Source organism: Bradyrhizobium sp. LTSPM299, from assembly GCF_000938235.1.
Lineage (GTDB): Bacteria > Pseudomonadota > Alphaproteobacteria > Rhizobiales > Xanthobacteraceae > Bradyrhizobium.
The window spans coordinates 1-16,067 of the sequence record NZ_JYMU01000027.1 but is presented as its reverse complement, the minus strand read 5'-3'; the positions used below and the strand labels follow the sequence as shown (position 1 = coordinate 16,067).

The 16,067-nt window shown below is 65.0% G+C and carries 21 protein-coding genes; 8 read left to right on the top strand and 13 right to left on the bottom strand.

Annotated elements, in window-relative coordinates; all coding sequences use genetic code 11:
* Positions 1-95 precede the first annotated feature (95 nt).
* Positions 96-1,259: an acyl-CoA dehydrogenase family protein gene (locus tag UP10_RS16260; protein WP_044588347.1), complete on the top strand. Its 1,164-nt coding sequence runs from the start codon at positions 96-98 to the stop codon at positions 1,257-1,259.
* Positions 1,260-1,277: 18 nt separating this feature from the next.
* Here UP10_RS16260 and UP10_RS16255 read toward each other — a convergent pair whose 3' ends face one another.
* Positions 1,278-2,279 carry a zinc-dependent alcohol dehydrogenase family protein gene (locus UP10_RS16255; protein ID WP_197086830.1) on the bottom strand — a complete coding sequence of 334 codons (1,002 nt, stop codon included), beginning with the start codon at positions 2,277-2,279 and terminating at the stop codon, positions 1,278-1,280.
* Between the two features lie 97 nt (positions 2,280-2,376).
* Between UP10_RS16255 and UP10_RS16250 the strand changes: the two genes are divergently transcribed.
* Positions 2,377-3,231, top strand: coding sequence for a LysR family transcriptional regulator (locus UP10_RS16250; protein WP_044588345.1), 855 nt, complete (start codon positions 2,377-2,379; stop codon positions 3,229-3,231).
* Positions 3,232-3,233: 2 nt separating this feature from the next.
* Here the strand turns inward: UP10_RS16250 and UP10_RS16245 are convergent, their stop codons facing one another.
* Entirely contained in the window at positions 3,234-5,315 is a 2,082-nt protein-coding gene (locus UP10_RS16245) for a methyl-accepting chemotaxis protein (RefSeq protein ID WP_044588344.1), read from the bottom strand.
* A gap of 171 nt (positions 5,316-5,486) precedes the next feature.
* The gene (locus UP10_RS16240; RefSeq protein ID WP_044588343.1) at positions 5,487-5,732 is read right to left on the bottom strand and encodes a hypothetical protein; all 246 of its coding nucleotides are present in this window, start codon (positions 5,730-5,732) and stop codon (positions 5,487-5,489) included.
* A gap of 173 nt (positions 5,733-5,905) precedes the next feature.
* On the opposite strand from UP10_RS16240, the gene UP10_RS16235 reads away from it, so the two are divergent.
* The gene (locus UP10_RS16235) at positions 5,906-6,496 is read left to right on the top strand and encodes an NADPH-dependent FMN reductase (RefSeq protein ID WP_044588342.1); all 591 of its coding nucleotides are present in this window, start codon (positions 5,906-5,908) and stop codon (positions 6,494-6,496) included.
* Positions 6,497-6,508: 12 nt separating this feature from the next.
* On the opposite strand, the gene UP10_RS16230 is transcribed toward UP10_RS16235, so the two are convergent.
* Entirely contained in the window at positions 6,509-6,892 is a 384-nt protein-coding gene (locus tag UP10_RS16230) for a hypothetical protein (protein WP_044588341.1), read from the bottom strand.
* A gap of 175 nt (positions 6,893-7,067) precedes the next feature.
* Here UP10_RS16230 and UP10_RS16225 point away from each other — a divergent pair, with 175 nt between their 5' ends.
* Positions 7,068-7,697, top strand: coding sequence for a L,D-transpeptidase (locus tag UP10_RS16225; RefSeq protein WP_502692202.1), 630 nt, complete (start codon positions 7,068-7,070; stop codon positions 7,695-7,697).
* 96 nt (positions 7,698-7,793) lie between these two features.
* On the opposite strand, the gene UP10_RS16220 is transcribed toward UP10_RS16225, so the two are convergent.
* Positions 7,794-8,861: a hypothetical protein gene (locus UP10_RS16220; protein WP_044588340.1), complete on the bottom strand. Its 1,068-nt coding sequence runs from the start codon at positions 8,859-8,861 to the stop codon at positions 7,794-7,796.
* Between the two features lie 364 nt (positions 8,862-9,225).
* Here UP10_RS16220 and UP10_RS16215 point away from each other — a divergent pair, with 364 nt between their 5' ends.
* Both UP10_RS16215 and UP10_RS16210 read left to right on the top strand, forming a co-directional pair.
* Positions 9,226-9,795 carry a septal ring lytic transglycosylase RlpA family protein gene (locus tag UP10_RS16215; protein WP_050043701.1) on the top strand — a complete coding sequence of 190 codons (570 nt, stop codon included), beginning with the start codon at positions 9,226-9,228 and terminating at the stop codon, positions 9,793-9,795.
* 417 nt (positions 9,796-10,212) lie between these two features.
* Entirely contained in the window at positions 10,213-10,392 is a 180-nt protein-coding gene (locus tag UP10_RS16210) for a hypothetical protein (RefSeq protein WP_044588339.1), read from the top strand.
* 13 nt (positions 10,393-10,405) lie between these two features.
* Here the strand turns inward: UP10_RS16210 and UP10_RS16205 are convergent, their stop codons facing one another.
* Positions 10,406-11,134 carry a class I SAM-dependent methyltransferase gene (locus UP10_RS16205; RefSeq protein WP_044588338.1) on the bottom strand — a complete coding sequence of 243 codons (729 nt, stop codon included), beginning with the start codon at positions 11,132-11,134 and terminating at the stop codon, positions 10,406-10,408.
* Between the two features lie 194 nt (positions 11,135-11,328).
* Here UP10_RS16205 and UP10_RS16200 point away from each other — a divergent pair, with 194 nt between their 5' ends.
* Positions 11,329-11,850: a DUF1993 domain-containing protein gene (locus UP10_RS16200; protein WP_044588337.1), complete on the top strand. Its 522-nt coding sequence runs from the start codon at positions 11,329-11,331 to the stop codon at positions 11,848-11,850.
* A 25-nt stretch (positions 11,851-11,875) separates the two neighbouring features.
* Positions 11,876-12,751 (top strand): SDR family oxidoreductase, encoded by an 876-nt coding sequence (locus UP10_RS16195; RefSeq protein ID WP_044588336.1) that lies wholly within the window; start codon positions 11,876-11,878, stop codon positions 12,749-12,751.
* Here the strand turns inward: UP10_RS16195 and UP10_RS16190 are convergent.
* From UP10_RS16190 to UP10_RS45255, 7 genes are all read right to left on the bottom strand, one after another.
* Entirely contained in the window at positions 12,748-12,993 is a 246-nt protein-coding gene (locus UP10_RS16190; protein ID WP_044588335.1) for a DUF6894 family protein, read from the bottom strand. The two genes, UP10_RS16195 and UP10_RS16190, sit on opposite strands and share 4 nt — an antisense overlap.
* Before the next feature lie 201 nt (positions 12,994-13,194).
* Positions 13,195-13,335 (bottom strand): hypothetical protein, encoded by a 141-nt coding sequence (locus UP10_RS45260; protein WP_197086829.1) that lies wholly within the window; start codon positions 13,333-13,335, stop codon positions 13,195-13,197.
* Positions 13,336-13,344: 9 nt separating this feature from the next.
* Complete coding sequence (locus UP10_RS16185) at positions 13,345-13,575, bottom strand: DUF6894 family protein (RefSeq protein WP_044541858.1); 231 nt, start codon at positions 13,573-13,575, stop codon at positions 13,345-13,347.
* 138 nt (positions 13,576-13,713) lie between these two features.
* The gene (locus tag UP10_RS16180) at positions 13,714-14,058 is read right to left on the bottom strand and encodes a tRNA-binding protein (protein WP_044588334.1); all 345 of its coding nucleotides are present in this window, start codon (positions 14,056-14,058) and stop codon (positions 13,714-13,716) included.
* Positions 14,059-14,060: 2 nt separating this feature from the next.
* Complete coding sequence (locus UP10_RS16175; protein ID WP_044588333.1) at positions 14,061-14,687, bottom strand: LysE family translocator; 627 nt, start codon at positions 14,685-14,687, stop codon at positions 14,061-14,063.
* Positions 14,684-15,562: a pyridoxal kinase PdxY gene (gene pdxY, locus UP10_RS16170; protein WP_044588332.1), complete on the bottom strand. Its 879-nt coding sequence runs from the start codon at positions 15,560-15,562 to the stop codon at positions 14,684-14,686. The genes UP10_RS16175 and pdxY overlap by 4 nt, the downstream gene beginning before the upstream one ends.
* Before the next feature lie 12 nt (positions 15,563-15,574).
* Positions 15,575-15,748 (bottom strand): hypothetical protein, encoded by a 174-nt coding sequence (locus UP10_RS45255; RefSeq protein WP_197086828.1) that lies wholly within the window; start codon positions 15,746-15,748, stop codon positions 15,575-15,577.
* Positions 15,749-16,067: the final 319 nt, after the last annotated feature.

Here is a 16,067-nt window from a genome sequence, read left to right as displayed (position 1 = left end):
CACGTCGTGCACTGTGAGCGTGCGTTTTCGCTGGTCCCGCCGATCCAAAATGCGCTACCGGTTTTGAAACACAACAGCGCAGGCGAGGACATCAGATGAGCGATGACGAGCAAACGGCAATGATCCGCGAGACGGTCGCGAGATTCGTCGATCGCGAACTCATCCCGCTCGAGCCGCAATACCTCAAATCGAAACTGCCCGGCAGCGACCATCCCGAACTGACCGGCGAACAGCGCAAGCGGTTGCGCGACGTCTCGAAGGAACTCGGCTTGTGGGGCCTCGATGCGCCCGAGGATCTCGGTGGTCACGATTTGCCGACGCACACCATGGCCGCGGTGCATGAAGAGCTCGGCCGCTGCTGCGTGCCGTTCGTGCTGCCGCCGGATTCGCCGAATTTGCGCATGCTGCAGGCGGCCGGCACCGAGGCGCAGAAGACAAAATACCTGCAGCCCTATATCGAGGGCCGGATGACGTCGGCGATCGCGATCTCCGAACCCGGCGCCGGCGGCGATCCGGCGGGCATGAAGACGCGGGCGGTGCTCGACGGCGAGCAGTGGGTGCTGAACGGCCGCAAGATCTGGATCAGCAACGCGCGCGCCGCCGATTTCATCATCGTGATGGCGCGCGTCGGCGGCGACCAGCGGCAGGGCGGCATCACCTCCTTTATCGTCGAGAAGGGCACGACGGGCTTCATCATCGAGCGTGAAATCCCGATGCTTGGCGGCGGCTCGACCTACGAGATCGTGTTCGAGGACTGCCGCGTCCCGAAGGACTCCGTGCTCGGCGAGGTCGGCAAGGGCTACGCGCCGATGCAGCTACGCCTGCGCACGCGCCGGCTTGAGATGGGATCGACCTGCATCGGCATCACCAGGCGCGCGCTCGACATGTTGTGCGAACATGCGAAACAGCGCGAGACCTTCGGCGTCAAGCTCGCCGAACGCCAGGCGATCCAGTGGTGGATCGCTGATATGTCGACGCGCATGCACGCCTGCCGGCTGATGGTGCGCGACGCCGCTGACAAGACCGACCGCGGCGAGGACATCAGGCATGAGGCGTCGATGATCAAGGTGTTCGCAACAGAAATGGCCTACGAGGCCTGCGACCACGCCATGCAGACGCTCGGTGCGCTCGGCATGACGCTGGAATTGCCGCTCAACGCGCTGTGGCAGAAGGCGCGCCTGATGCGGATGTATGAAGGCCCGAGCGAGGTCCATCGCCAGGCGATCGCGCGCCGCGTGCTGGGGCTGCGCGGGGGCTAGGATTCGCCTGGTCGCCGCTCACGTCGCGATATCGACGACAATCTTGCCGGTCGCGGTCCGGTTGCGGATCGCGGCATGCGCATCGGCGATCGTTGCGAGCGTGAAGTGGCGGGGATCGAGGTGCGGCGCGACCTTGCCGCTCTCGGCCAACCGCGTCGCCTCGCGCAGGATCTCGCCGTGATGCGGGCGACCTTCGCCGGTCAGCAGCGGCAGCAGCGTGAACACGCCGGAATAGCTTGCCGCGCGGAACGACAGGGGTGCCAGCGCGTGCGTTCCCCAGCCGAGCGCACTGACGACATGGCCGAAGCGGCGGACCGCGTTGAAGGAGGCATCGAGCGTGGCGCCGCCGACGGTGTCGAACACGATGTCGAAGCCGCGGCCCTGCGTGTGGCGGTCGACATAGTCCTCGACGCTCTCTTTGGTGTAGTCGATCGGCGCCGCACCGAGGCGTTCGATCAGGGACAGGCTGGTCGCTGAGCCTGTCGCCCAGACCTCGGCACCGAAGGCGCGCGCGATCTGGATCGCGACGTGGCCGATGCCGCCGGCGCCGCCATGGACCAGCACCTTCTGTCCCGCGGTCACATGCGCGCGATCAACCAGGCCTTCCCAAGCGGTGATAAAGATCAGCGGCAATGCCGCCGCCTCGCGCATGCTGAGATTGGCGGGCTTCAGCGCCAGCAAACTGGCGTCGACTGCGGCATAGTCCGCGAGCGAACCCTGCAGGCCGCCGACGCCGCCGGTCATGCCATAGACCTCGTCGCCCTTGCGAAACGCCGTGACACCTTGGCCGACGGTTTCGACCACGCCGCTGAGATCGATGCCGAGCACGGCCGGCAGCGGCTGCCGTGCATGCGCTGCCTGGCTCGCGGCGATCTTCAGATCGAGCGGATTGACGCCGCTCGCCTTGATGCGAACCAGCACCTCGCCTGGGCCTGCTTGCGGTTGCGTGATCGCGGTCTGGCGAAGTGGCGCATTGGGGGCGTCGATGATCAGGGCATGCATTGAGGGCGTAGCGGTCATGGTCGAACTCCGTTGTTGCCCTAAATCTGATGATTGCATAATTGTTTGAAAATCGACAATATTGTACATTGGCCATTCATGTTTGACTGGATGCGCCATGGAATGGAGCGATCTTCGGGTTTTCCTCGCTATCGCGCGGGAGGGGACGCTTGGGGCGGCGGCGCGCAAGCTCGGACAAAGCCAGCCCACCATGGGGCGGCGATTGCGCGAGCTGGAAACGTCGCTCGGCCAAACGCTGTTTCAGCGCACCGCCGATGGTTTCGTGCTGACTGACGAAGGCACCAGCGTGCTCGTCCATGCCGAGCGCATCGAAGAAGAAACGAATGCGCTCGAGCGCCAACTCGCTGGCCACAACCGCCAGCTCGACGGTCTGCTGCGCATCTCATCGTCGGATTGGTTCGGCGCGCATCTCCTGACGCCGGTGCTCGCCGAGTTCGCGAAGCTTCAGCCGCGCGTGGTGGTGGAACTCCTGACCGACGCCCGCATGTACAGCCTGCCCCGCCGCGAGGCTGACATCGCCTTCCGCATCCGTCGCTTCGACGAGGCGGAGGTGATCTCGCGGAGGCTCATACATATCGATTACGGCGTCTATGTCAGCGCCGGCAGTGCCTACGAACCAAGGCCAGGCGACGGGCGTGGCACACCGCTGATCACGATGGACACCGCCTTCGGCGGCATGCCCGATGCCGTCTGGCTGAAGCGGATGCTGCCGCATGCGCACGTGGTCTCACGCAGCAACAATCGCGACGTCCAGGCGCGGATCTGCGCCGAGGGCGCAGGCGTCGCAGTGTTGCCGCGTCCTCTTGCGGATTCAATCGACGGTTTGCGGTTGATCGACCTCGGTGCGCCGCCGCCCGGGCGCGACACCTATGTCGGCTACCATCGCGATCTCAAGCGGCTCGCGCGGTTGCGCGCGCTGCTTGATCTCCTGATTGACCGGCTCGCGAACTGACGTCAGGCAGCCCGCACGTCGGAGAGGAAGCGGTTGACCTGGCCGGCGAGGTCCTTCGACTGTGTCGAGAGCTGTTCGGCTGCGCCCAGCACCTGGGTCGCCGCGCTGCCGGTGTCGTCGGCGGCATGCTGGACGCCGGAGATATTGGAATTGACCTCCTGGGTGCCGCGCGCGGCCTCCTGGACGCTGCGCGCAATCTCCTTGGTCGCGGAGCCCTGTTCCTCGATCGCGGCGGCAATGGCGGTGCCGATCTGGTCGATCTCGGTGATGACGTCGACGACGTTCTGGATCGCGGTGACGGTCTCGTCGCTGGCGGCCTGAATCGCGGCGATCTGCTCCGAAATCTCGGTGGTCGCCTTTGCGGTCTGGCCGGCGAGCGACTTCACTTCGGATGCGACGACGGCAAAGCCGCGGCCGGCTTCGCCGGCGCGCGCCGCCTCGATGGTGGCGTTGAGCGCGAGCAGATTGGTTTGTGCCGCGATGTTCTGGATCAGGGTCACGACGTCGCCGATCTTCTGCGCGCCCTCGGCGAGCGAGCGGGCGGTGTCGCCGGTGCGGCGGGCATGGTCGACCGCGCGCGCCGCGATCTCGGTCGAGGTCGAGACCTGGCGCGCGATCTCTGAAATCGAGGACGTCAGCTCTTCGGTCGCGCTCGCCACCGTCTGCACGTTGGTCGAGGTCTGCTCCGACGCAGCCGCGACGATGGAGGCCTGGCGGTTGGTCATGGCAGCCGTCGCCGACATCGATTGCGCGGTCTGTTCCATTACCGACGATGCCGCCGACAGGCCGCCGACCAGCTCGGTGACCTTCATCTCGAAGGCACGGGTGAGGTCGTCGAGCACGTGGGAGCGGCGCGTCTTGACGTTGTTCTCGGCTTCCTTCTCGGCGGCCAGGCGATCGGCTGCGATCCTGTTGTCCTTGAACACCTGCACGGCGGCGGCCATCGCGCCGATCTCGTCGTGGCGCGCGGTGCCCGGGATCGCCTCAGCGACGTCGCCGGCGGCAAGCCGCGACATGCGGCCGGTAAGGGCGGCGATCGGGTTGAGGATGCGGCGGCGAACAATGACGATCAGACCGGCGCTGGCAACCGCGACCGCGATCAACCCGATCAGTGCGACCACGAAGCTGAAGCGCGCCGACGAATAGGCGGCCACGAGCCCCTGTTCGGCGTTGTCGTAGAAGGCGTCACGCACGGTGATGATGGCGGCCAGGCCGACCTGGGATTCGACGAAATAAGTGTCGACGTCCTGCTCGTATTTGCCCGACACCGCGCCTTCCTTGGCGAGCTTCAACGACTTGCCGAAGCGCTCGACATAGTCGGCCTGCATCTTGCCGAGCGCCGACGCGACATTTGCCGATGTCGCCGGGTTGTTGCGCAGTTCCTGCAAGGTCGAGAGGATCTGCTCAGTGCGGCCGGTGCTGCGGAACAGCTCCAGCCGCTCCGGCTCGGTCGCGGCGCGCTTGGCCCCGACCAGCGCCTTGTGCAGGCTGGCATTGAGCCCGCCGATGTCGCGCAGCGACCAGGCGACGTTGGCGTAATTGGCCTGGCGATAGGCATTGCCGTCGAGGCCGGCGAGCCGGCGCACCTGCTCGTCGAGCAGCGCGGTCACCCCGGCGTTGAAAACCGAATTGTCGGCGACGATTTTGGTCGCCGCGGCGCGGCGCCCATCGATGGGGCCGGCGATGGCCGTCGCGATGGCGTCACGAAGGGCGGTAAACTTGACCTTAATTGCATCGATCGCGCCTGCGATCGCCTCGCCATCGTCGAGCGATCCCGGGAGGGTGGCGCGCACCTGGTTGACCCTGGCGAGTGCGCTGTCGGTCAGCTGGCGCAGCCTGTCGAGCTCGGCCGTCTGCTTCTGTTCGATCGCACCGCTCCCCATCAGCACGTTGGTGGCGTAGCCGCGTTCAGGGTTCAGGTTGCGCGGGATATCGCCGACGGCGCGGACGATGTCGAGCCGGCTCTGCGCGGTCGAAGCCTTGTCTATCGTCTGGTACTTGGTGACAGCGACATAGGCCGCGAGAACGCCGCCGACCGCAGACAGCGAGACGATCGCAGCCGTCAGGAGGGTACCGATTTTCATGGGATGCGCGCCGTGACGAGAGGGGTGTGAGAGCCTCAACCGTACCGGGTGCGCATTAATCTTGGGTTTACGATACAGAACCGCGCCGGCGCTTCGGGCACACGATATCTCGGCCGAAAGTCGAATCCGGTTCGCGGCGGCGGCCGCCCCGTGTCCGGGACGGATTAGGCTTCAGTGCTCGTCTTCGCCAGCGCTCTTGGTTGTGGTGCGATGCTGAGTCGAACCGGTCGAGCCCATCTCGCCGCAGGGAAGCTGTGTCCAGCTGCCGTCGGCGGCCTGCTGGTAGGCCTGGCAGCCGGCGGACGCGGTGGATTTGTCGTCGGCCTTCTGGTGGTCGGAACTCTTCGCCAACGCAGGGGTGGCAACCGCAGCAAAGGCTGCGAGCGAACCTGCGAAAACCAGCCTTGCGATCCGCATGTCGGGTTCTCCTTCGAAGCAGGGCGCATATCGGGAAATGAATTTGGCGATTTTTGGCCGCTGCGGGCCGGTTGCAGGGGATTTGCTTAATGGCCGGAAAACGGGCGGCATGGGCGATTAAGGTTTGTGAATGCCACCGTGCCGTCGCGACCGTGTGGTAGGGTCTGACCGTCATGACCCACCGCATTCTCGTCCTCTACGGCTCCTACCGCTCGGATCGCATGGGCATCCGGCTCGCGCATTTCGTCATCGATGGCCTTCGGGCTCGCGGCGACGACGCCGAATTGATCGACGCAAGAGAGGTGGGCCTGCCGATGCTCGACCGGATGTACAAGGAATATCCGAAGGGGCAGGCGCCCGCGGCACTCGAGACGCTGGCCGGAAAAATCCGCGGCGCGGACGGCTTCCTGTTCGTCACCGGCGAATACAATTGGGGCATCCAGCCCGGGCTGAAGAACCTCACCGATCATTTCCTCGAAGAATGGTTCTGGCGGCCGGCCGCGATCGCGAGCTATTCGGCGGGCCGTTTCGCCGGCGCGCGCGCCGCGACCGCCTGGCACGGTACGCTCTCGGAGATGGGCATAGTCGTGGTCTCGAGCACGATTGCCGCGGGTCCGATCGCACATACTCTTTCAGAGGACGGCAAGCCGATCGGTGAAGGCGGCAAGGCACTGGAGCGCGCCTTTCCGCGCTTTGCCGACGATCTCGCGTGGTGGATCGAGGCTGCCAAGGCGCAGCGTGCGCGCAAGGCGCCGCCGTACTAAAGATGTGGGCGTCTATTCCTTCGTCCTGACATAGCCCGCCAGCCGCGTCTTCTGCTCCGAGCACCAGGTCGTCATGCCGGCGCGGCGCTGGTCGAGGTCGGTGGTCTGGGTGGCGATCGCGACGTCCGTCATCAGATCGTCGGACTGTTTCTCGCCCATTTTGCCGCCGGTATGCATGAACGCGATCGCCTTGCGGACCTGCTCGGTCGTGCCGTCGGGCAGCTGCATTTCCTGCGCCTTCTGGACGAGGTCCTGATAGACCACGTCGGTGCCGGGACATTCGACCTTGGCAGCAAACGCCTGCAGCACATTCGTGACATAGGTCAGGCGCGGATCGGCGGCATGGGCCGGCGTTGCGGCAACAAGCAAGCCCGCGATGACCAGAGCGTAACGCATGAATTCCTCCCAATGTTTTCGACGCTTTTTTGCGAGGCTACCGTTCGCGGGAACTCACTGCAACACCTGAGACACACCATCGCACCGAACCGATCAAACAGCCGTGTTCCATGCGGTGCTGCCACGATTTCAGCACGATTGCGGCACCATGTGGCACGGGATGACACAGGGGAGAATGATCGTGCCGAAGTCGGGGCTTGCGGTGGTGCTGTTGGGTTCGCTCGCGCTCGGCGGCTGCATGCAGACGACACTTTCGCCGGTGACGGACGCCGCCATGACGCCGCGCGACCGGCAGTTGCTAGCGCATCCGCCTTACGCGCAGGCCAGCATCCCCGAGCAGTTTCAGCGTCACATCGTCGACTACCGGCGCCGCGAGCAGCCCGGTACGATCCTGGTCGATACCGACGCACGCTATCTCTACTACGTGCTGCCCGAGGGCAAGGCGATCCGTTACGGCGTTGCGGTCGGCGAGGAGGCGATGGCGTTCTCCGGCGTCGCCACTGTCGGCCGTCTGGCCGAATGGCCGGATTGGGTTCCGACGCCCGAGATCCAGGCCCGGCTCGGGCCGTATCCGGCCCGCGTTGCAGGTGGGCCGGCCAATCCGCTCGGCGCGCGCGGCATCTACCTTTACCAGGGCAACAAGGACACGCTCTACCGCATCCACGGCACCAACCAGCCCGAATATATCGGGCAGGCGATTTCGTCGGGCTGCATCCGCATGAACAATGCCGATGTCATCGACCTCTATCAGCGGGTCAAGCCAGGCGCGACAGTGGTCGTGCTGCCGCCAGGGCAGAATGCTTAATCGCCAGAGCGCGTAGTCGTCACAGCGCGCAATCCACCATCGGTCAGCAGCAGGTCGGCGGACTGCGGTTTCCCGCGTCCGCCGTCCAAGTCATCGTCAGCGCACCGGCATCGGCGGACGAACCACCGGGCCGTCGTCGTCGGCCTCAACAACGGCGGATTGCGGCGGCGACTGTAGCGGCAGCGGCGCAACAGCCTGTGGCGCCGGTGCAGCAACCGCCGGCAGTGGTGCGACTGACGTCCGCCCGGTTGGCACCGGGGGTGGCGGCGGCGGGATATATGCCTGTACCGGGCGGCGGACCGGCGGCGGTACGACGGCCGCGTGCGGTGGCGGCGGTACCGCGGCGCGCGGGCGCGGCGGGACTGGTCGCTGCTCGATGGCTCTGGTTTCGGTCGTCCTGGCGGCGCGCTGCGACAGTTGATCCTGGCTCGCGTTGAGCTGGGCGATGTTCGCCTTGAGTTGCTCGATCTGCTGTCCCATGGACGCGAGGTCGCGCGCCATCGACTGCAGCAACTGCGCTTGATCAGGTGCGACTGTAGCTGCAGTCGGCGCTGCCGGAGCAACTGCTGCAGTTGGCGCCGGTGCTGCGGCTGGTGCAGGTGTGGCTACGGCGACATCCTGTGACGGAGCCGCCGGCGCTGCGCCTGCCGCCGGTTGATCGGCGGTCGCCGCTTGCACTGCTGGCGCGGCCTGTTCGGGAGCGGACGCAGCCTTGCCGGGAATCAGCGATGACAGCATCGCGACCTGTGGCGTCAGCTCCCCAACCAATTGCTTGGCGCGATCGCCGTAATGCTGCCACGCGGCGGCACCCATGGCGCTGATGATCGCGAACACGAACCAGAAGCCGCGGATCGCCCATCTGTTGGGGCGGGGCGGAGCGCGATCATGCAGGACATCGTCGAGCCGGATGTCGTCGGCCGCGGTGGCGCGATACATCGGCGTAGCCGGTGGCACGGGCGTGACCGGCGGTACGGACGCGATCGGCGGCGCAGACGATGGAGCCGCGATGCTTGGACCGAAATGCGGCTCGCGCTGCTCGGGCGATCCCGTACTTACCGGTGCGAGCGTGGGGGCGGCGCTGTCCGTGCGTGACGGCGCGAAATTTGGTTCGATCGCGAAAATATCGTGCGGATCGGCGTCTTTCATCATGAGCGTAGATTGCATTGGCGGTCCCCGTTGTCAGTCCAAGGTCAAACCGCAAATGGGCGGCCGGCGCTTTTACGTCCTGTATCGACCCCTAGCCCTGTCCCCCACCACTCCAGTCCGGTTTGACCAAAGCATGGCGAGAGGGTGGAGAGCTTGCGGTGTTTCGGGAACCCGATTTGGAGCGAGGGGGCATCTCTCGGCCCCGGAAGGGGGAGCCGGATGACCCGTGGTGTTTGTGGCCCAATCGACACACCCGAACGGAAATCAGACCGCCCGAACTGCGTCTTGCCGCATCATGCCTCCGTTCCGCCCCGATTGGATTCAGCTGATAGGCGGATGTTGAATTTTCGGCTTGGGCTGGGGCGCGAGTTGGGGATGCAACATGTCACGCGACGGTACTGTTTCTTCGGACGTCGGCGTCAAACGCAGCGCATACAGCGCTGCGGCTCATGCGCGAACAGCGCTCCGCCTGTTCGCCATCGCGATCGGCGCCGCCTCGCTGGCGGCCTGCGCACAATCCTCCGTTGTCAGCCAGCGCTCGCAGGCGCTCGCGAGCCGGCCAGCGTTGATCGAGCCGACACGAACCGCGGCATCGCCGGCCCACACGCGCGTCGCGGTCGCGCGCACGCACACGCCTTACGCGTCGCGCAAGAAGCCGGATGACAGCAAGATTGCATCTCAGGGGCTCGCGAGCTTCTACAGTGAGGGGCAGCAGACCGCGAGTGGCGAAAAATTCGACGGCCGTGAACTGACCGCCGCGCATCCGACATTGCCGTTCGGGACCAGGCTGCGGGTCACGGACGTCAAGACCGGCCGTTCGGTGACGGTGCGCGTCAATGACCGCGGACCCTACGTGCCCGGGCGGATCGTCGACGTCTCCTATTCGGCGGCGCAATCGCTCGGCATGGTCGGCAAGGGCGTCGCAAACGTCAGGCTTGATGTGGTCGAGTAGCCGACAAGGCGATTGCAGGCGGCGGTACCACACTATGGCAAGAGTTCCGGATTCGGGATTTTTGCCGGTGCGATCGGGGAAAAGTCCCGGATCATGCGCGCTTTAATCCTGTTGGTCCGCGCGACCGGCACAAATAGGATTGTCGTCGCTGCTTCCCCGCGCTCTCCTTTCACAGGCGCGTGGATTTCTACCCAATGAACCTTTCCCCGCCTTTGCTGTCCCGCAGAAGGCGGGGTTTTTCTTTTGGGCGACAAGTGCCCACCTTGATGAGAAAGACAGCGCAGGCGCGACCGCACGTTGCGCTTTGCTGCATCTCGAACAAAAGCTTCCACCAAATTGTCACGCTCCTGGCGAATTGCGGCCCAACGTCGCTGCCAACAGACGGCCCGGTGGAGCGCGTCAACAAGGGATAGAGCGTTGGCCTACAAGATGATCGCAGAACGCGAGAACGAGACGGTCAGAATCGAGCGAGAGAGCACGTTCCTGATCGTCGCCAAGGCGAAGGTCTGGGCGAGCGAGGGATGGCAGGTCGTCATCACCGACAAGGACGGCAAATCCTACCCGCCGGAGGAATTCGACAAGTTGCTGGCGGCGTGACGACGATCAGGCGCTAGCGCTGTACCGAGATCAGCATCATCATCGGGCGCTCGAGTTCCTCGGCCAGTTCGGGCACTGCTGCGATCTGCTCCTCGGTCGGCGAGAATTCCTCGACATGACGGATTGAAAAGCTGGCAGCCATCAGCGTGTTGAGCGTCGTGCCGATCGTGCGGTGATATTTGAGAACGCCCTTGACGTACCAATCGGTCTGGCGTTCGCCTTCGCTGAAGTAGCGGTTGACCGGCCAGGTCTTGCGGCCGTCCTCGTCGTGCGACCAACGCGGATGCGCGGCCGCCATGTAGAGGGGATGTTCGATGGTGAACACCAGGAGCGAGCCCGGGGCGAGCGCGCGATACAGCATGCGCGCCAGACGATCGAAATCCTTGATGTAGTGGAATGCGAGGGCGCTGTAGGCGAGATCGAACGAGGCTGGCGGCAGTTCGAGCGTTTCGAGGTCGGCGATCTCGTATCTGATTGCCGGATCGCGCGTCATGGCAGTTGCGCGGGCGATCATGTTCTGTGAGAGGTCGATGCCGAGCACGGCCGATGCGCCTTGCTCCCGCATCCAGCGCGACGCCCAGCCGAAGCCGCAGCCGAGATCGACGACGCGCTTGCCTGAGACGTCCGGGAGCATGGCACGGATCGCTGGCCATTCGGGGGCGCCGACGAGCCCGCGGACCTGCCGCGGCAGTTGGCTGTAGCCGGCAAAGAAGCCGGGATCGTCATAGATGTTTTGCGCCATGGTCGCGGTGCTCGGAATAAATCGTTGATCAACTGTGTAGCCCGCCGGCGCGGCGGGTGGGAACGGTCGATTTTCGCTGGCAGCAGCAACCAGACATCTGGCGATTTCCCCGGTGCTACGGCTTGCGTTCATCAGAGATTCCGGGAACTCTCCTGCGACAAGCACCAGACAAATTTCATTTGGGGGAATTCGCCATGGCCTTTTCACTCTACGACGCGACGGTCGCCAACTATCTGCAGATCCTTGGCGCGGTCTCGACTTTCCTCGACAAGAGTCTGGCGCATTTCAAGGAGAATGGCGTCGATCCTGCCGAGATCGTCGAAACGCGGCTGTTTCCGGACATGCTGCCGTTCCGCTTCCAGGTCATATCGCTCGCGCATCATTCGCGCGGCGCGATCGAGGCCGCGCGGAACGGCGTGTTTGTGCCACCCTCGGGCCCACGGGACCTCGACTATACCGCGCTGCAGGCGTTGGTGACGGATGCCCGCAATGAACTTGCTGCATTGGCGCCTGATACGGTCAACGCACTGGTCGGCCGCGACGTCACGTTCAAGGTCGGCGAACGGTCGATGCCGTTCACGGCGGAAGGCTTCCTGATGTCGTTTTCGCTGCCAAACTTCTTCTTCCACTCGACCACGGCCTACGACATCCTCCGCCACAAAGGCGCGCCGCTGGGCAAGCGCGACTTCATGGGCCGGTTGAACCTGAAGAAATGAGCGCCGGGGAACATCAGCGATTCCGATGAAGCTTCTGGTTTTCGGCTACGGTTATGCGGCGCAGGCTGTCGCCGAGCGCTTGCGCGGATCGGGCGCCGAGATCGCGGCGACCGTCCGGACGCAAGCAAAGGCCGACCTGCTGGCACGGAGCGGCGTCCGCACAAGGCTGTTGTCGGACGCGCACCACGATCCCACGATCGCGGATGAGATCATCGCGAGCGACGCGATCCTGGTGTCGATACCGCCGGATCAGGGCGGGGATCGTGTGCTCGCGGCCTTTGGCGAGGCGATCGCCGCGGCGCCGCGGCTGCGCTGGATCGGCTATCTCTCCACCGTCGGCGTCTATGGCGACCATGTCGGCGGCTGGGTCGACGAAACGACGCCGGTTGCGCCACGCGAGGGCCGCTCGCGGATCAGGGCGGAGGCGGAGCAGGCCTGGCTCGACTTCGGCGCGGCGCGCGGCAAGGCCGTGCATCTGTTTCGCCTTGCCGGGATCTATGGTCCAGGTCGTAACCAGCTCGTGCAATTGGCTGCGGGCACCGCGCGTCGGATCGTCAAGCCCGGCCAGGTCTTCAATCGCATCCACGTCGCCGACATCGCTGCCGTGATCGAAGCCTCGCTGAAGCGGCCGCGCGGCGGCGCCATCTACAATGTCAGCGACGACGAGCCCGCGCCGCCCCAGGATGTCGTCGGCTTCGCCGCGCAGCTCTGCGGCGTTGCTCCGCCACCTGAGCTTCCGTTCGAGCAAGCCGACCTCACGCCGATGGGACGGAGCTTCTATGGCGAGAACAAGCGCGTTCGCAACGGGCTGATCAAGCGCGAACTCGGTGTCGTGCTGCGCTACCCGAACTATCGGGAGGCACTGGCGGCACTGCGGGCGAGCGGCGAGGGGCCAGCCTAGGCGCGCTCGGGCGATTTGCTCCAGCGCGGCACCGGATCGAGCGGCGTGCGGTAGAGCTCCTGGTTGTCGGCATCGGTGACGCGCACCGCGCAGCCGCGCGCCTTCAGCTCGGGCTTCACCTGCGACAGCTCGTCGGCCAGCTGATCGGCGCGATCGGAGGCGACGCTGATGTCTTCGAGGATGATGGTCCCCTGATTGCGGAACTCTTGTCCCACCACGAGATCGAATTTGTAGTACGGCATTCCGAAATTCTCCGCCGAAGGTCCCTTACTTTCGGTATGCAGCACAGGATAACACTGAGTCGACGGTTCCCTAAGGCACATCGCGCACAATCATCGAGCGATCGGCGCAAAATCGATGTGCAGCGGGTGGTGTGTGATGCGTGAATGCGCAGCGTTGATGAATACGTCCGTAGTTCACCGGAGATTCGCCGTAACGTTTCGTTAATTCGACTCGCGCAGCGCCTGCCGCGCGCGCCATTTCGGGCCGGGGCCGCGCATGTAATGCCGCTCGGGCCGGTAGGGATTGCAGACGCTTTCGATCAGCGCGAGCAGTGCATTCAAGCGGCGGCGCAGCGGCGTCATGTGCGCGCCTTAGTGCAGCTGGCCGAGCACGGCCGCAAACGGCAGCTCGAAAACTTCGTCGCCGAGATCGTCGGTGACATGCAGGATCCAGTTGCGCCAGTCTTCCGCGCTCGGGATCATGACGTAAGTGCGCACCAGCCGCTCGGCATGCTCGCGCGCTTCCGAAAGGTTCATGGCAGCGCCGGTTCGGTCCACCAGGACGTGTTCGTCGTCGGAGCAGTGGAAATAGAGGGCGGTCATGTTCTGATTCCCATGAGGCGATTCTCACGCGTTGAGATAGCAGCGCGCAGCCTTGCCGAGAATCCGGGTGATACCCCATCGGTAAACTACGGGGAATACAGCACATTTGAATCAACTGGCCGTGATGACACCGTGACGTCAGAAAATCGCCTCACCGATCGCGACCTCGCTGCGCGGGCCGAGCACGATGACCTTTCCCTCAGAATCCTTCGCACCGAGGATCAGGAGTTCCGAGGTGAAACCCGCGATATTCTTCGGACCAAAATTGCAGACGCAGACGACCAGCGAGCCGAGCAGCGCTGCCGGCTCGTAATTGGTGATCTGCGCGCTCGACCACATGATCCGCTCAGTGCCGACATCGACGCCGACCTTCCAGGACGGGTTGCGCGCGCGGGGAAACGGCTGCACGTCGACGATCTTGCCGATGCGGATATCGAGCCGGGCGAAATCGTCGTAGGCGGCGATCGGTTTCAAGGGAGACATCCTCACCGCTCCTGAAAGGCGAGGCGGACGCCGAGGGCGATGTAGATCGTCCCGACCACGCGGCCCTGCCACCGCCCGATGCTTCGATTCCGCGTGATCCATGGGCTGATCTGGCCGGCCGCCAGCGCCAGCAGCGAGGTGTAGGCGGCGCTCATCGCGACGAAGATCAGGCCGAGCGTTGCGAACTGCACGACCGCGGAGCCGTGGCCGGGGTGGACGAACTGCGGCAGGAAGGCCAGGAAGAACAGGGCGGTCTTCGGATTGAGCACCTCCGCCCAGATCGCCTGGCGGAACGCGCGCCGCGCATCAACCGGCTGTGCGGCAGGAAGCGAAAGGTCGTCGGTCTTCGCGAACAGCGCGCGGATTCCGAGCACGATCAAATAGACCACGCCGGCATACTTTACGATTGAGAACGCCAGCGCCGAGGTCATCAGCACCGCCGACAGGCCGAATGTCGCCATCGCAGTATGGACGAGATCGCCAAGCGCGATGCCGAACCCGGTCGCGACGCCGACGCGCGGCCCGCCGGTCACGGAGCGCGCGAGCACCAGCAGCACGGCCGGGCCGGGGATCAGGAACAGGCCGAGCACGACGGCGGCATAGGTGAGCAGAGTGGTGATGTCGATCATGACGTTTGTCCCGGATGTTGAGCTGCGGTGATGGCCTCTGCCTCGAAGCGGCGCTTCGGATGAACCAATTCCTCGGCGCTTTCGACAATGCGCATTTCCTCGGTCCCCCTCAGCGCGGTGCGCTCCAGCACCGCGAAGATCGCTGACGCGGCGTGGCTGAGCGCATCTGGTGTCTCCGATCCCCGAACGCGTGCTGAGACGAACAGCGCGGCGAAGAGATCGCCGGTGCCGTTCGGGCTGATCGGCAGTCTTGGAGTGCGCACCCGCCAGGCCTTGGTGCGTTCGATCGCGAGCGTCTCGATGGCGTCGTCAGGCGTCCCGGCGAGTTCGGCGCTGGTGACGATGACCGTCGACGGCCCGCGCGCCATCAGTGTGCGGGCCTGCGCGATCACCTCATCGGTCGTCGTGGCCGGCGCGCCGCAGAGCCATTCGAGCTCGAAATGATTGGGAGTGATGATGTCGGCGAGCGGGCACAGCTCGTCGCGCACCAGCGGCGGGATGTCTGTTCGCACGAACAGGCCGCCGTCGCGATCGCCGAGCACGGGATCGCAGCAATAGAGCAGGGCCGGATTATTCGCCTTGGCGCGGGTGACGAACTCGGCGACTTCTTGGGCGATGTCGGCCGAGCCGAGATAGCCCGACAGGATCACCTTCGCGCCGTCGACCGCGCCGCGTTCCTCGATCCCGCGCAAGAGGTCGGCGACCAGTTGCGCATCGAGCACCCGGCCGCGGATGGTCTCATAGCCCGGCCGGTTGCTGAGCAGCGTGGTCGGCACCGCGACGACGTCAATGCCGTGCGCCTGCATCGGGAACACGGCCGCGCTGTTGCCGACATGGCCCCACGCGACTTGCGACTGGATGGAGATGACGGTCATGCGGCGGGTGCGTCAGCCGAACAGTGCGGCATAGATCACGTAGATCCAGCTCAGGATACCGTGGATGATCGCCCACAGGATCGAGTGGTTCTTGGTGTAGGAAATCGCGATCGCCAGCGCCGAGCCGAACCCCACGCCATATTTCGCACCCTCGACGCGAACGCCGTAATATCGGTTGCCGTTCATGGGGATCCTTCCGGGTGGGCGAGGGGCGGCGGGTGGGGACAGGGTAACCCGCCGATCATCGCGAGTTCAACGGCGGATTGTGCTGCGCCAATCCGGCCCACACGACGGGGATGGAGTAGAGCGCGCGATCTCCCAAATCGCCGTCGTGGCGAAAGCCAGGATCCATAGCCACCGATCTTTGTTGTGAGAGGGGCTGCGGCCTCAGCTTCGCGCAATAACTGACATTTTGGGTAATGGATCCTAGCTTCCCAGGCTGTGCGAGAAGTCGCGCTGCTTGCGACGGGATGGCTGCATCGGCCAGCAAAAATGCTCAGTCAGG